Source organism: Acidovorax sp. 35-64-16, assembly GCF_002281195.1.
In the GTDB taxonomy this organism is placed as follows: Bacteria; Pseudomonadota; Gammaproteobacteria; order Burkholderiales; family Burkholderiaceae_C; genus Acidovorax; species Acidovorax defluvii.
Genome location: NZ_NCFM01000001.1, coordinates 458,768 through 472,332 on the forward strand (window position 1 = coordinate 458,768; position 13,565 = coordinate 472,332).

At 66.1% G+C, this 13,565-nt stretch carries 15 protein-coding genes; 7 read left to right on the top strand and 8 right to left on the bottom strand.

The window, feature by feature from the left end; all coding sequences use genetic code 11:
• Window positions 1-4: 4 nt before the first annotated feature.
• Entirely contained in the window at window positions 5-739 is a 735-nt protein-coding gene (gene tsaB, locus B7Y64_RS02115) for a tRNA (adenosine(37)-N6)-threonylcarbamoyltransferase complex dimerization subunit type 1 TsaB (protein WP_291324993.1), read from the bottom strand.
• 106 nt (window positions 740-845) lie between these two features.
• Between tsaB and dacB the strand changes: the two genes are divergently transcribed.
• The 3 genes from dacB to B7Y64_RS02130 all read left to right on the top strand — a co-directional run bounded on the left by dacB (window position 846) and on the right by B7Y64_RS02130 (window position 4,006).
• Window positions 846-2,285, top strand: coding sequence for a D-alanyl-D-alanine carboxypeptidase/D-alanyl-D-alanine-endopeptidase (gene dacB / locus B7Y64_RS02120; protein WP_291325003.1), 1,440 nt, complete (start codon window positions 846-848; stop codon window positions 2,283-2,285).
• A gap of 20 nt (window positions 2,286-2,305) precedes the next feature.
• Complete coding sequence (locus B7Y64_RS02125; RefSeq protein ID WP_111868369.1) at window positions 2,306-2,575, top strand: SemiSWEET transporter; 270 nt, start codon at window positions 2,306-2,308, stop codon at window positions 2,573-2,575.
• A 162-nt stretch (window positions 2,576-2,737) separates the two neighbouring features.
• Window positions 2,738-4,006 (top strand): lipase family protein, encoded by a 1,269-nt coding sequence (locus B7Y64_RS02130; protein ID WP_291324992.1) that lies wholly within the window; start codon window positions 2,738-2,740, stop codon window positions 4,004-4,006.
• A gap of 71 nt (window positions 4,007-4,077) precedes the next feature.
• Here the strand turns inward: B7Y64_RS02130 and B7Y64_RS02135 are convergent, their stop codons facing one another.
• The 4 genes from B7Y64_RS02135 to purE all read right to left on the bottom strand — a co-directional run bounded on the left by B7Y64_RS02135 (window position 4,078) and on the right by purE (window position 7,873).
• Window positions 4,078-5,031 carry an SGNH/GDSL hydrolase family protein gene (locus tag B7Y64_RS02135; RefSeq protein WP_291328261.1) on the bottom strand — a complete coding sequence of 318 codons (954 nt, stop codon included), beginning with the start codon at window positions 5,029-5,031 and terminating at the stop codon, window positions 4,078-4,080.
• A gap of 78 nt (window positions 5,032-5,109) precedes the next feature.
• Complete coding sequence (locus tag B7Y64_RS02140) at window positions 5,110-6,126, bottom strand: L-threonylcarbamoyladenylate synthase (RefSeq protein ID WP_291324990.1); 1,017 nt, start codon at window positions 6,124-6,126, stop codon at window positions 5,110-5,112.
• Window positions 6,127-6,128: 2 nt separating this feature from the next.
• On the bottom strand, window positions 6,129-7,382 hold the full coding sequence (locus B7Y64_RS02145; protein WP_291324988.1) for a 5-(carboxyamino)imidazole ribonucleotide synthase: 1,254 nt from the start codon (window positions 7,380-7,382) through the stop codon (window positions 6,129-6,131).
• Window positions 7,379-7,873, bottom strand: coding sequence for a 5-(carboxyamino)imidazole ribonucleotide mutase (purE, locus tag B7Y64_RS02150; protein WP_114656780.1), 495 nt, complete (start codon window positions 7,871-7,873; stop codon window positions 7,379-7,381). The genes B7Y64_RS02145 and purE overlap by 4 nt, the downstream gene beginning before the upstream one ends.
• Before the next feature lie 155 nt (window positions 7,874-8,028).
• On the opposite strand from purE, the gene trxA reads away from it, so the two are divergent.
• On the top strand, window positions 8,029-8,937 hold the full coding sequence (gene trxA, locus B7Y64_RS02155) for a thioredoxin (protein WP_291324987.1): 909 nt from the start codon (window positions 8,029-8,031) through the stop codon (window positions 8,935-8,937).
• 41 nt (window positions 8,938-8,978) lie between these two features.
• Here the strand turns inward: trxA and B7Y64_RS02160 are convergent, their stop codons facing one another.
• The 3 genes from B7Y64_RS02160 to B7Y64_RS02170 all read right to left on the bottom strand — a co-directional run bounded on the left by B7Y64_RS02160 (window position 8,979) and on the right by B7Y64_RS02170 (window position 11,075).
• A complete protein-coding gene (locus B7Y64_RS02160) occupies window positions 8,979-9,356 on the bottom strand; it encodes a ribbon-helix-helix domain-containing protein (RefSeq protein WP_291324985.1) in 378 nt (125 codons plus the stop codon).
• Window positions 9,357-9,446: 90 nt separating this feature from the next.
• Window positions 9,447-10,028 (bottom strand): DJ-1/PfpI family protein, encoded by a 582-nt coding sequence (locus B7Y64_RS02165; protein ID WP_291324983.1) that lies wholly within the window; start codon window positions 10,026-10,028, stop codon window positions 9,447-9,449.
• Window positions 10,029-10,154: 126 nt separating this feature from the next.
• Entirely contained in the window at window positions 10,155-11,075 is a 921-nt protein-coding gene (locus B7Y64_RS02170; protein WP_291328263.1) for a phosphoribosylaminoimidazolesuccinocarboxamide synthase, read from the bottom strand.
• A gap of 434 nt (window positions 11,076-11,509) precedes the next feature.
• On the opposite strand from B7Y64_RS02170, the gene raiA reads away from it, so the two are divergent.
• From raiA to hprK, 3 genes are all read left to right on the top strand, one after another.
• Window positions 11,510-11,842: a ribosome-associated translation inhibitor RaiA gene (raiA, locus tag B7Y64_RS02175; protein ID WP_024813299.1), complete on the top strand. Its 333-nt coding sequence runs from the start codon at window positions 11,510-11,512 to the stop codon at window positions 11,840-11,842.
• A gap of 114 nt (window positions 11,843-11,956) precedes the next feature.
• Complete coding sequence (locus B7Y64_RS02180) at window positions 11,957-12,424, top strand: PTS sugar transporter subunit IIA (RefSeq protein ID WP_024813298.1); 468 nt, start codon at window positions 11,957-11,959, stop codon at window positions 12,422-12,424.
• Window positions 12,425-12,451: 27 nt separating this feature from the next.
• Complete coding sequence (gene hprK / locus B7Y64_RS02185; RefSeq protein WP_291324981.1) at window positions 12,452-13,408, top strand: HPr(Ser) kinase/phosphatase; 957 nt, start codon at window positions 12,452-12,454, stop codon at window positions 13,406-13,408.
• Window positions 13,409-13,565: the final 157 nt, after the last annotated feature.

The window sequence follows — 13,565 nt, forward strand, 5'->3', positions numbered from 1 at the left end:
TGGCTTATGTGGCTTGTGCAGCGGATGCGGCCTGGGCTGCACGCAGGGCGGCCCGCTCGGCGGTGGTTTGCGCCACTTTATCGCGGATGTAGCGGGGCAGCGCCTCGCTGGCAGGCACGGCGCCGCCTGCGGCGAGCAAGGCCGGTGCCAGGCGCAACAGGGCCGTGGCGGTGGGCAGCGCGCTGGCGTGCAGGGCGCTGGGGGCCAGGCGTTCTGCATAGGCGGCCTGGGCGTTGCCGGCCAGTGTCCAGCCTGTGGGCACCTGCACGGCCTCAGGGGCGCACAGGCCGAAATCCCCGTCGGTGCGCCAATGGCCGGCAGTGCCGCCCTGGGCCGGCAGCCATTCGCAGTGCGCCACGTACACCTCGTCCATGCGTGCATCCAGCACCGCCACCACCTGCGTGCAGCCATGCTGGTGACGGGCTTCTTCGGCCACCGCGAGCAGGGTGTCTACCGGTAGCACCGGCACGCCCGCGCCGCCGCGCGCACCAAAGGCCAATCCCTGGGCCACCGCGCAGGCCGTGCGCAAGCCGGTAAATGACCCCGGGCCGCGGCCAAAAACAATGGCATCCAGTGTGGAAAACGACATCCCGGCCTGCGCCAGCAGGCTGCGAATGGCCGGAATCAGCGTGGCCGAGGCCTGCGAGCCACCCGGCCCGGTGTGTTGCCACACGGCGTCTCCCGCCTGTACGGCAATGGAGACGGTGTCGGTGCTGGTGTCAAAGGCAAGCAGGTTCATGGGGCCGGGAGGGTCTGGGTTCGGAGGGCAATTATCAGGGGCACGCTGCTGCGGGCGCCAGGCTTGCCACCAGGCGAGAGTGCCCCGGCGATAGACTTGGCCGATGATGTTTGTTCCTGTGGGCTGCCGCGCAGCCGTTGTGCGCTGGTGTTTTGGGTGCCTACTCCTCGTTGGCGGTGCAGTCCCGGCGCAAGTGCTGGTGCCACTGCCCCCCGAGGTGGAGGCCGCACTGGCGCGAGCCCGCTTGCCCCGTGACGCCCTGTCGGTGCTGGTGGTGGACGCGCAGGGCGGCCGCCAGGCGCCCAGGCTGGCGCACCGCGCGCAGGTGGCCATGAACCCCGCCTCGGTCATGAAGCTTGTGACCACCTATGCAGCGCTCGACCTGCTGGGCCCCGCCCACACCTGGAGCACACCGGTGTATGTGGACGGCGTGGTGCAGGGCGGCAGCCTCAAGGGCAACGTCCATATCCAGGGGCAGGGTGACCCCAAGCTGGTCATGGAGCGCCTGTGGCTGTTGCTGCGTCGCCTGCAGGGCCAGGGTATCCAGGTCATCGTGGGCGATATCGTGCTGGACCGCACCGCCTTTGACGTGCCCGAGCACGATGCAGCCCGCTTCGATGGCGAACCGCTGCGCCCCTACAACGCGGCGCCCGACGCTTTGCTGATGAACTACAACGCGGTGGCCATGACTTTGGTGCCCGATGTGGCCGCCGGGCTGGCGCGCATCCAGTACGACCCGCCGCTTGCCGGTGTGCAGCGCCAGGCCACGGTGCCGCTGGCGACGCCTGGCACCGCGTGCGGTGACTGGCGCGCCGCCCTGCGGGCCGAGCTGTCCGATCCGGCGCGCGTCGCATTTCAGGGTGTCTATCCGGCCAGTTGTGGCGAGCGCGTGTGGGCGGCGGCGTACCCTGATGCCAAGAGCTTTGCCGCACGCGCCGTAGAGGGCATGTGGCGCGAGTTGGGCGGCAAGCTCACGGGCAGCGTGCGTGATGGCAAGGTGCCTGCGGGGCTCAAGCCCGTGTTTGTGGCCACATCGCCCGCTCTGGCCGAGGTGGTGCGCGACGTGAACAAATACAGCAACAACGTGATGGCGCAGCAACTCTTTCTCACACTGGCACTGCGCCAAAATGGCGTGGCCACGTTCGACGGTGCGCGCGCTGCATTGCGCCAGTGGTGGCAGGCCCGGCTGGGCGATGCCGAACCGCCAGCGCCCGAAAACGGCGCGGGCCTGAGCCGCGACGCACGCATCAGCGCCCAGGCCTTGGCGCGCATGTTGCAGCTGGCCTGGCAGTCGCCGGTGATGCCCGAACTGGTGTCGTCCTTGCCGATTGCCGGCGTGGACGGCACGCTGCGCCGCAGCCAGAGCCGTGCAGGCACTGCCCACCTCAAAACCGGCAGCCTGCGCGACGTGATGGCCGTTGCGGGCTATGTGCATGCCGCCAGCGGCCGCCGCTATGTGCTGGTGGCCATCGTCAACCACCCCCAGGCGGGCGGCGCGCGGCCAGTGCTTGATGCGCTGGTGGACTGGACTGCGCGCGATCAATAGCCCCGGATGCCCACACCACCATGCCCCTCCACGACCTCATCGGCTACCTGGCTGCGGCCCTGACCACCTGCAGCTTTTTGCCGCAGGCGCTGCACACGTTCCGCACCCGCGATGTCAGCGGTATCTCGCTGGGCATGTACAGCACCTTCACGCTGGGGGTGGCGTTGTGGCTGGCTTACGGGGTGGCGCTGGCTGCCTGGCCCATCGTGGTGGCCAATGCCATCACACTGGCGCTGGCGGGTGCCATCCTTGGCATGAAGCTGCGCTACGGCGCGCGCCGCCGGGCCTGAAGCTCCCCCCCCAGGGTGTCGCCCAGGCGTCTTTGCAAGGGTGCGGTCGGCGTAATTCCCTAAGGATGCTGCAGTGCAGGTGCGCGCACGATGCGTCGCTGTTCTTACTCCAAGGGATTTCTTCATGACGTATTTCCGCCTCACTGTGTTGCCACCGCTGCGGTGTTGCTTGTTGCCTGCGGGGGCTCGGACGGCCCCCAGCGTGGGGATCTGGTGGATGCGCCCGCCACGTTGGCCACGCTGACTGCCGCGCAGATCGATGCCGCGACCGCAGGCAGCGGCCTGCAGGCCATCAGCGGCAAGGCCAAATGCGATGTCAAGGTGGTGGGGTTGAACTACTCCACGGTGGGCGAACGGGCCGGTGAACAAACCAATTCATCGGGCGTCGTGCTGGTGCCCGCGGGCAGCTGCACGGGCGCTGCGGCCCTGGTGGCCTATGCCAAGGGCACCGATGTGCAAAAGACCCGCACCCTGGCCAATCCGCAAGACAGCGAAACCTTTCTGCTGGCGGCCATGTATGCCGCCCAGGGCTATGCGGTGGTGGCCACGGATTACCTTGGTTTTGCCAAGTCCACCTACAGTTACCACCCCTATCTGCACGCAGACTCCGAAGCCACGACGGTGCTGGACTCGGTTCGCGCCGCGCGGGCGGCCGCGTCCAGTGTGGGTGCCAACCTGTCGGGCAAAGTGATGTTCACCGGCTATTCGCAAGGCGGGCACGCGTCCATGGCGGCGCAGCGCGCAGCCGAGCGGGACTACGGCACCGAATTCAACGTGGTGGCCGGTGCCCATCTGGCAGGGCCTTACAACTTGTCGGGCTCGTTGCGCGTGCCCGACGCGATTGCCGGGGTGCAGTTCTTCGTGCCTTACCTGGTGACCTCATGGCAAAAGGTGTACGGCACGGTGTACACGGGTGTGAAGACGGCTTTCAAGACGCCATATTCCGACTACATCGAGAGCCTGCTGCCCAACCCCACGCTGAACTACACCACGCTGGTCACCACCGGCAAGCTGCCCGGCGGCCCCGGTGTCACGCCCAACCAGGCCCGGGACCTCGTGTTCCAGCCCGAATTCCTGGCTGCAGCCCAGGCGGGTGGCTCCAACCCGTTGTTCGTGGCGGCCCAAAAGAACGACCTGCTGGGCTGGAACCCCAAGGCCCGGGTGCTCCTGTGCGGAGGCGCGGGTGATCCCACCGTGCCGCCTGCCATCCACCAGCGGGCCATGAAGGCCGACTTTGACAGCCGGGGACTGACCAATGTGGCCTCGGTGGATGTCGATGCTCTGGTTCAGGCCACGTATGGACCAGGCGGCAAAGCGCCCACCGACCCCGCATCGGCGGCCTTTGCCACGTATTACGGCAATTACCACGGCACCTACGAGCCGCCGTTCTGTCACGCCCAGGCGCGCGCAGTGTTTGATGCCGTCAAATAAGCGGCTTGCGCTTTGGGCATGAAAAAAGCCGACCTCAGGGTCGGCTTTTTTGTGTGCGGTGTGGCTGCGGCTTACCAGCGGGCCCGCAGGCGGTCGTACGCGTAGTCGCCCAGCTGGCGGTGGGCTGATGGCGTCAGGTAGACCGCGTCGGCAAACACATACTTGTTCTGGTTGGCACTGGGGAGCAAGGTGGCGGTGGTGCACAAGGCCGAGTTGACCTGGCCGGTGCCGATGCCAATGCCGTTGCCGGCATCCACCGAGGTGCATACCGGGGTGGTGGCGTTGTCAAAACTGTACGAACCGGGCGAGCTGGTGTACAGATTGACGTAGTAGGCCGCATCGACATACAGCACATTCGCGCCCAGATCGACGATGTTCACCAGCAGCCCCTCGTTGAATCGGCTGCTGGCATCGTTGAGCAGGCTGGTCTGGCTGATGGCCGTGGCCCATGGCGTCTTGCCCAGGTCGTAGGTGCCGGTCACCACCACATGCTTGGCCCCGGCGTTGACGAGGCGGCGCACCTGCGTGGCCAGTTCCTGGCCTGCCTTGCGTGCTGACGCCACCATGTCGGCGGGGGTGGTGGTGCCGGCGCGCACGGCAGCCATGCCTGCGATCAGGTCACTGGCACCGGCGTTGATGAACACCACGTCGTTGGCGCCAAAGGCGCCGCCGGCCAGAAAGCGGTCAATCTGTTCGGTGACAGTGAGGGTGGTCGCATCGCCAGCCACGTCGGGCTTGGCGGTGATGCGTGCGTTGCCCGCTGCGTAGCTCAGGCCACCCGATGCCACGGGCGTGATCGTCTTGCCGTAGCGCGAGGCGAGCTGCTGCGTCCAGTTGCTGACGGAGCCATCGTTGACGGTGTAGCGCGATCCCTTTTGCCCCACATCGGTGAAGGCATCGCCAAAGGCAATGAAGCGGTCGGGCGTGAGTTCCGAATCCGTGGTGCTGGAACCACAGGCCGCGAGCAATGCTGCCGACGCACATGCGGCGACCATCACGGTGCGGCGCATCCAATTTGTTGCCATGTATTTCTCCAGATAAGTGGGGGTTAGTTTAACGACGCACAGCCAGCGCATGTAAAGCAAACAGGCAGGCAAGCCGGCTCAGGCCGCGGCCGCGCGCTGCAGCCGGTCGCTCACGCCTTCCCAGTCGGGGGTGGCGGGGGGGATCTCGATCCAGATCAGTTTCACGGCCTGGTCATCAAAGCCACGCAGCACGGCAAAAAGTTGCTGGGCGGTGGCGCTGGCGTCATCGGGCATGCGCCGCACGACCAGCTTTGACGAGCGGGTGCGCAGTGCGCTTCGGGCATAGACGGCGATGTGGGCAGCGTCAGCGCCCAGCAGGTCCAGCGCGGTTTGCAGCGCCTTGGCGTCCATCAGGCGCACCTTGGCAGCGGGGGCGTAATGGGCCTCCAGCGTGCCCGACGCGCGCGGGGTCAGCGCGGGAAGCTCTTCTTTCGATAGCGGTTGCATGCCGCAAACCGCGGCAATCTGTTCCCGCGAGATGGCCCCCGGGCGCAGCAGCACCGGCACGCCGCGCGTGCAGTCCACGATGGTGGATTCAATGCCCACATCGCAGGGCCCGCCATCGAGCACCAGCAGATCGGCGCCCAGTTCGTCCTGCACATGCTGTGCCGTGGTGGGGCTCACGCGGCCGAAGCGGTTGGCGCTGGGCGCGGCCAGCCCCCACACCGGCGGCCCGCCGAGTTCGGGGCCATCACCAGTTGCGGAGCAGGCCTGCAGCACCGCATGGGCCACCGGGTGGGCGGGGCAGCGCAGGCCCACGCTGTCCTGGCCGCCGGTGGCGGCCGTGGCCACACCGGGCCGGCGCGGCAGGATGAGGGTGAGCGGGCCGGGCCAGTAGGCATCGACCAGCTTTTGCGCAAAGCCGGGCACTTCACGAGCGAAGTGCCCGATGCCCGTGGCATCGGCTACATGCACGATGAGCGGATGGTCGCTGGGGCGGCCCTTGGCGGCAAAGATCTGCGCCACGGCGGCGTCGCTGCTGGCGTCGGCGGCCAGGCCATAAACGGTTTCGGTGGGCAGGCCCAGCAGCGCGCCGCTGCGCACGGCCCGCGCTGCGGCAGCGATGGATTCGGGCAGGGTGCCGTCAAGAATCATGGTCAGAATGGCGCGATGCCTAGCAGGGCCGCCGCCTTCAGTGCCGTTGCGCGTGCCGTTTCGGGGGTGGCTGCGGTGATGTTGAGGTGCCCCATCTTGCGGCCCCGTTTGGCTTCGCGCTTGCCATACAGGTGCAGGTGCGCGCCGGGCAGGGCCAGCACGGCAGCCCACGGGGGCGTCTGCTCGGCATCGCCCTGCGCAAACCACAAGTCGCCCAGCAGGTTGAGCATGACGGCAGCGCTGTGCTGGCGCGGCTGCACCAGAGGCAGGCCCGCCATGGTGCGCACCTGCAGCTCAAACTGCGACACGTCGCAGGCGTTCTGGCTGTAGTGGCCGCTGTTGTGCGGGCGCGGGGCGATTTCGTTCACCACCAGGCTGCCGTCTTGCAGCACAAAGAACTCCACACACAGCACGCCCACATACCGCAAGCCGTTTGCTATCGAAATTGCAGCTGCTACCGCTTGCTGGATAAGCGCTTGAGGCATATTTTGCTCATAAACCTCGGTCACGGCCAGAATGCCGTCGCGGTGCAGGTTGCGCTGTACGGGCAGGTGCACGGTGGCGCCGTCGGCACCGCGCGCCACGATCACGGAGCATTCCAGCGCCAGCGGCAGCATTTTTTCGAGCACGCAAGGCACGGAGCCGACCGACGCCCAGGCAGCGGCCAACTCGGCGGCGGTTTTCACGCGCACCTGGCCCTTGCCGTCGTAGCCCATGCGGGCGGTTTTCAGAATCCCCGGCAGCAGATCGGGCGCCACGGCGGCCAGTTGCGCTGCCGTCTCGATCACGGCATAGGGCGCACAGGGCACGCCGCAGGCGACGAAGTGGGCTTTCTCCTGCGCACGGTCCTGCGCCACAGCCACTGCGCTGGCAGCGGGCGACACGGGGCGCAGCGCGGCCAGGGTGGCCAGGGCGGCCGCAGGCACGTTCTCGAATTCGGTGGTCACCGCATCCGACAGGCGGGCGAGCTCGGCCAGCCCGGCAGCGTCTTCATAACCCGTCTGAATGTGGTGATGGCTCACCAGCCCGGCGGGGCTGGTCGGGTCGGCGTCAAGCACGGCGGTGAAGTAGCCCATGGCCTGCGCCTGGTGCACAAACATGCGGCCCAGCTGGCCGCCGCCGAGCACGCCCAGGGTCGAGCCGGGCAGCAATGGTGCCCCCACGCTTGCCACTGCGTGTGCGGCGCTGCCCCCCAGGGGGGCCTTCGCGCCTTCGGGCGGCCGTGCGGCGCTCAATGGCTTGTCAGAGTCGTTCATGCGGTGGGCGGCAAGGTCATGTTGCGGGCGACTTCGGTCTGCTCGGCGCGGAAGGCTTCGAGGCGCTGGCGCAGCTCGGGGCTCTCGTTGGCGAGCAGGGCCACGGCAAACAGGGCGGCATTGGCCGCGCCCGCCGTGCCAATGGCGAATGTGGCCACGGGGATGCCCTTGGGCATCTGCACGATGGAATGCAGTGAATCCACGCCCTGCAGGTGGCGGCTGGCCACCGGCACGCCCAGCACGGGCACGGGGGTCTTGGCCGCGATCATGCCCGGCAGATGGGCAGCGCCCCCGGCCCCGGCGATGATGGCCTTGAGGCCCCGGCCTGCGGCGGCCTCGGCATACGCAAACATGTCGTCGGGCATGCGGTGGGCCGAGACCACGCGGGCCTCATGTCCGATGCCGAACTGTTCAAGAATCTGCACTGCATGCTGCATGGTGTCCCAGTCGCTGCTGGAACCCATGACCACGCCGATCTGGATGGGTTTCATGGTGTTGGGGTGCTGGGTGGGGCAGGCTGCGCCTGCTGCACCGCTGTAGGTGGAACCCGTGATTTTACTTTTTGCGCTTCCCTTGCTGGCGTGGGGCTGTTTCGTTGGGCCAAAATAGCGCGAAATCGCTTCACAGGCCCATGGCCCACACCATCATGATTGACGTCACCGTAGAGAACTTTGAAGCCGAGGTGGTTGCCGCCTCGATGAACGTGCCCGTGCTGGTGGACTTCTGGGCGCCCTGGTGCGGCCCCTGCAAGTCGCTGGGCCCGATCCTCGAAAAGCTCGAAACCGACTACGCGGGCCGCTTCAAGCTGGTCAAGATCGACTCCGATCAGGAGCAGCAACTGGCGGGCATGTTCGGCATCCGCAGCATCCCCACCTGCGTGCTGCTGATGAACGGCCAGCCGGTAGATGGCTTCATGGGCGCGCTGCCCGAGGGCCAGGTGCGCGAATTTCTCGACAAGCATGTGCCATCAGCAGAAGAAGTGGTGGCAGAGGCCGAGGAAGAAGAGGCGCTGGATGCGCTGGCCGAAGGCGACACCGACACCGCCCTGGAAAAGCTGCAGCACGCCGTGGCCACCGACCCTGCCAACGACGACGCACGGTTTGATTACGTCAAGCTGCTGCTGCAACTGGGCCGCGACGACGACGCCAAGGTGGCCTTTGCCCCCGTGATTGCCAAGGCCGCAACCTCGCGCAAGCTCGGGGCCCTCAAGTGCTGGATGGATGCTATTGATTATGTAGCTGTAAGCGCTTATGGGGAAAGCGTTGGAGCCGAATTTGATGAAAAAATCACCGCCAACAAGCGCGACTTTGACACCCGCTTTGCCCGCGCTCGCTGGCTCATGGCGCAGCAGCGTTGGACCGACGCCATGGACGAGCTGCTCGAAATCCTCATGCGTGACAAGGCCTGGAACGACGAGACTGCCCGCAAGACCTATGTGGCCATCCTGGAAATCATTGAGCAGCCCAAGGTAAAGGTGGCGGAAGGCCAGATTCCCCCTGAAGACCCCGTGGTGGCCACCTACCGCCGACGGCTGTCGAGTGTGGTGCTGAGCTGAAGAGCAGCCACCAAGAATCCCAGGAGCCGAGATGGCCGGGATCAGGCCGCCTGGCGCGGACAGGGGTGCGTGGCTGACCGCGCATGCTCCGTGGCCAGCACGCGGCCGGGGTTGAGGCTGCGGATCGGGATCGAACGGTCCTGCGGAATGCCGCCCGACAGCTGCAGCGCCAGGTAGCGCCCGCAGCACACGCGCAGAAACGATGCAAAGTTGTCCACGCTGCCCCGTTCGGCCAGCAATTCATCGTGCAGGCGGGCGCAAAGCTGCGGCACGCTCATGCCGTCGCGCGCGGCAATTTCTTCCAGCACCTGCCAGAACAGGTTCTCCAGCCGAATGCTGGTGGCCACCCCATGCAGACGCACCGAGCGGGCGCGGCAGGTGTAGAGGGCGGGGTCGGCACTGATAAAGACATGGCACATGGCGGGCGTCTCCGGGGTGGGCAGAAAACAGGCCCCATGGTGCGCGCCCGCACAGGGGCGCGCAAGCGGGCAAGCCCGGGGGCGCCTCGCTCAGTGCGTGATGCGCGTGCCCAGCACCGCCAGAAACTGCGCGATCCAGTCCGGGTGTGCGGGCCAGGCCGGGGCGCTGACCAGGTTGCCGTCGGTGTGGGCTTTGTCCACGGCAATGTCGGCATACCGGCCGCCGGCCAGCTCCACCTCGGCGCGGCAGGCCGGGTAGGCCGAACAGCTGCGCCCCTTGAGCACGCCTGCGCCCGCCAGCAATTGCGCGGCATGGCAGATGGCAGCCACGGGTTTGTTGGCCTCGAAGAAGTGCTGCACCGCCGCGACGACAGCCGGGTTGGTGCGCAGGTATTCGGGTCCGCGCCCGCCGGGCAGCACCAGGGCGTCGTAGTCCTGGGGTTTGACGTCGGCAAAGCTTGCGTTGAGCGCGAAGTTGTGCCCCGGCTTCTCGCTGTAGGTCTGGGCGCCTTCAAAGTCGTGGATCGCGGTCTTGATGTGCTCGCCCGCCTTCTTGTCGGGGCACACGGCGTGTACCTGGTGGCCTACGGCCAGCAGCGCCTGAAAGGGCACCATGGTCTCGTAGTCCTCGCAGTAGTCGCCACAGATCATCAGAATCTTTTTTCCGGCCATGCGTGTCTCCTGGGTTGTGAATCGGCAGCACCCATTCTTCCGGCAGACGGGCCGGGCGTGGTGTTAGCCGGTTACTACAGCCAGGATTCAGGCTTTCAGCGCACGATGCTGCGCTGCCGCAAGCGATCAGCCCGTCAGCCGCTCCAGCGCCTCGCGGTACTTGGCGGCGGTTTTCTCGATCACGGCCTGGGGCAGGCGCGGGGAGGGCGGCGTTTTGTCCCAGGGCTTGCCGTTGACCTGGGCCTGCTCCAGCCAGTCGCGCACAAACTGCTTGTCGTAGCTGGGCGGGTTTTCGCCCTTGGCAAGGGCTTCGGCATAGCCTTCCACCGGCCAGTAGCGCGAGCTGTCGGGCGTGAGCACTTCGTCCATCAGTACCAGTGTCCCATCCGGGGCCAGGCCGAATTCGAACTTGGTGTCGGCAATGATCATGCCTTTGGTGAGCGCGATCTCTGCGGCGGCCTTGTAGATGGCGATGCTCAGGTCGCGGATTTTGGTGGCCAGCTCCAGGCCGATCATCTCGACCGTGCGCTCGAAGGTGATGTTTTCGTCGTGCTCACCCGCTGCCGCCTTTGCTGCAGGGGTGTAGATGGGTTCGGGCAGCTTGGCGGCGTTGGTCAGGCCGGCGGGCAGCGGCACGCCACACACCGATTGCGATTCCTGGTATTCCTTCCAGCCGCTGCCGGCCAGGTAGCCACGCACCACAGCTTCGACCGGGATGGGCTGCAGGCGCTGCACCAGCATCGAGCGGCCGCGCACCTGCGGCACCTCGGCGGCGCTCACCACGCTTTCGGGCGCTTCGCCCGTGAGGTGGTTGGGGCAGATGTGGCCGAGCTTGTCGAACCAGAACAGTGCCATCTGCGTAAGCAGCTCGCCCTTGCCGGGGATGGGCTCGCCCATGATCACGTCAAACGCCGACAGGCGGTCGCTGGCCACCATCAGGATGCGGTCATCTCCCACGGCGTAGTTGTCGCGCACCTTGCCACGGGCCAGCAGGGGCAGGGAGGTGAGGGCCGAAGTGTGCAGGGCTTGGGGGCTGGGCTGGGTCATGGTGGTAGTGCGGGCAGGCGGAGCGTGAAGAGGGTTCCGTGCCAGGAAAGTGTTAAGGATTGCGGGCGATCAGGGCTGCTTCGAACCGTTTGATTTTACGCAGCAGCGCACCGGGTGGGGCCCCGGCTCTGGGCGGCTGCGCGCAAGGCCGTGGCAATGCAGGGGGTGCCTTGCAAGGCGGGCAACTGCCGCGTTGGTGGGGCACGCACTGGGGGGCGTTTTGGGGACTTTGCCCACAGCCGACCCATTGTGCGCGTTTTTTTTCGCCGTGGCACCTTCACCGACATAACCCGCCCGCCGAGGGCGGTATGGGATTGCTTTTGGCATTGCGCGGGGGCATAGTGAATTAGCGTCGACGCATGTATCCGAGTTAGCCGGGCCGTTCCTTTGATCCAGAGCGGCATTTTTGTCAAAGAGCCACAGGAGACTTACTTATGAACTTGACGATCAGCGGTCACCACCTCGAAGTTACCCCCGCCTTGCGCAATTACGTCACGACCAAGCTCGACCGGATCACGCGCCATTTCGATCAGGTAGTGGACGTCAAGGTGCTGCTGACAGTAGAGAAACAGAAGGAAAAAGAGAAACGGCAGCGAGCGGAATGCAACATCCACGTCAAGGGAAGCGACCTGTTTGCAGAAAGCTCCCATTTCGACCTGTATGCCGCTGTGGACGAGCTCGTGGACAAGATGGATCGCCAGGTCGTGCGCCATAAAGACCGCATCCAGGACCACTACGACGCATCCAAACGCGAGATGCTCGCGTAAGCCATGCAGATGCGCTGCCTGTCGGCCGCAGCCGCCCCCCCGGGGCGGTTTTTTTGTGGCTTGCGGGTTTTGATCAGGGTTTCTGCCAATGTGTGCATAATTGTTTCCTTGACCATGAACCGACTCGCATCCATCCTGCCCTCCGCTCAAGTGCTCGTGAGCGTTGACGCCACCAGCAAGAAGCGTGCTTTCGAAGAAGCGGGTCTCCTGTTTGAAGGCCAGCACGGTCTTTCGCGGGCGCTGATCACCGACAGCCTCTTTGCGCGTGAGCGACTAGGCTCCACGGGCCTGGGACACGGCGTGGCCATTCCGCATGGCCGCATCAAGGGCCTCAAGGCGCCGATGGCGGCGGTGTTTCAACTCGCGCAGCCGATTGGTTTCGATGCGCCCGACGAAATGCCGGTTGGGTTGCTCATTTTTCTGCTCGTACCCGAAGCCGCGACCCAGAAGCACCTGGAAATCCTCTCCGAAATTGCCGAGCTGCTGAGCGACTCGGTGCTGCGCGAGAGGCTCAAGGCGTGTGACGACGCCGCGGTGCTGCACGGCATGATCGCCGGTTGGCAGTCCACCCAGGCCGCCTGATTTTTTCTTCGCCTTCGCGGGACTGTCTTGAAGCCCAACGTCGTCAGTGCCGATGTCCTGTTTGAGGAATTCCGGGGCACCCTGAAATGGGAATGGGTGGCCGGCCTTGGTGCTTCCGAGCGGCGCTTTGACGAAGTGGCTGTGCGTGCGGCACGCTCGGGCGCCGATCTGGTGGGGTATCTCAACTACATCCACCCCTATCGGGTGCAGATTATGGGCGAGCGAGAAATCGCCTACCTCGTCAATGCCACCCCCGAAGACTGCCAGCGCCGCATCGCGCGCATTGTGACGCTGGAGCCGCCCGTGCTGGTGCTGGCCGATGGCCAGGTTGCGCCGGATGCGCTGCTGTCCATGTGCGAGCGGGCGCAGATTCCGATGTTCGCCACGCACGAGTCGTCGGCGTTCGTCATTGATGTGCTGCGTGCCTACCTGTCCAAGCACTTTGCCGACCGCACCACGATGCACGGCGTGTTCATGGACATTCTGGGCCTGGGGGTGATGATCACGGGTGAATCCGGCCTGGGCAAAAGTGAGCTGGGGCTGGAGCTAATCTCGCGCGGCAACGGTCTGGTGGCCGACGATGCTGTTGACCTGTTTCGCATCAACCAGACCACCATTGAGGGCAAGTGCCCCGAGCTGCTGCAGAACCTGCTGGAAGTGCGCGGCATTGGCCTCCTGGACATCCGCGCCATCTTTGGTGAAACCGCCGTGCGCCGCAAGATGCGCCTCAAGCTCATCGTGCACCTGGTGCGCAAGGAAACGCTGGAGCGCGAATACGAGCGCCTGCCCTACGAGCCGCTCACGCAGGACGTGCTGGGCGTGCCGGTGCTCAAGGTGGTGATCCAGGTGGTGGCGGGGCGCAATATTGCCGTGCTCGTGGAGGCGGCCGTGCGCAACACCATCTTGCAGTTGCGCGGCATCGACACTTATCAGGAATTTGTGGAGCGGCATCGCCGCGCCATGGAACGCGACACCGGGGGCTGATCCGCAGGTCGGGCAACAGGCTCGGCAACCGTTCCAGGCAATTGTGTGCGCGCTGTCCGCAGGCCCAAGAGCCCGTCGCGGCCAAGCCGGCGGCCGCCGCGCAAGGGCCGCCCCGCCGCGCTGGCGGCGCCCCCCTTCAGGGGGAAGGCGCGCAGCG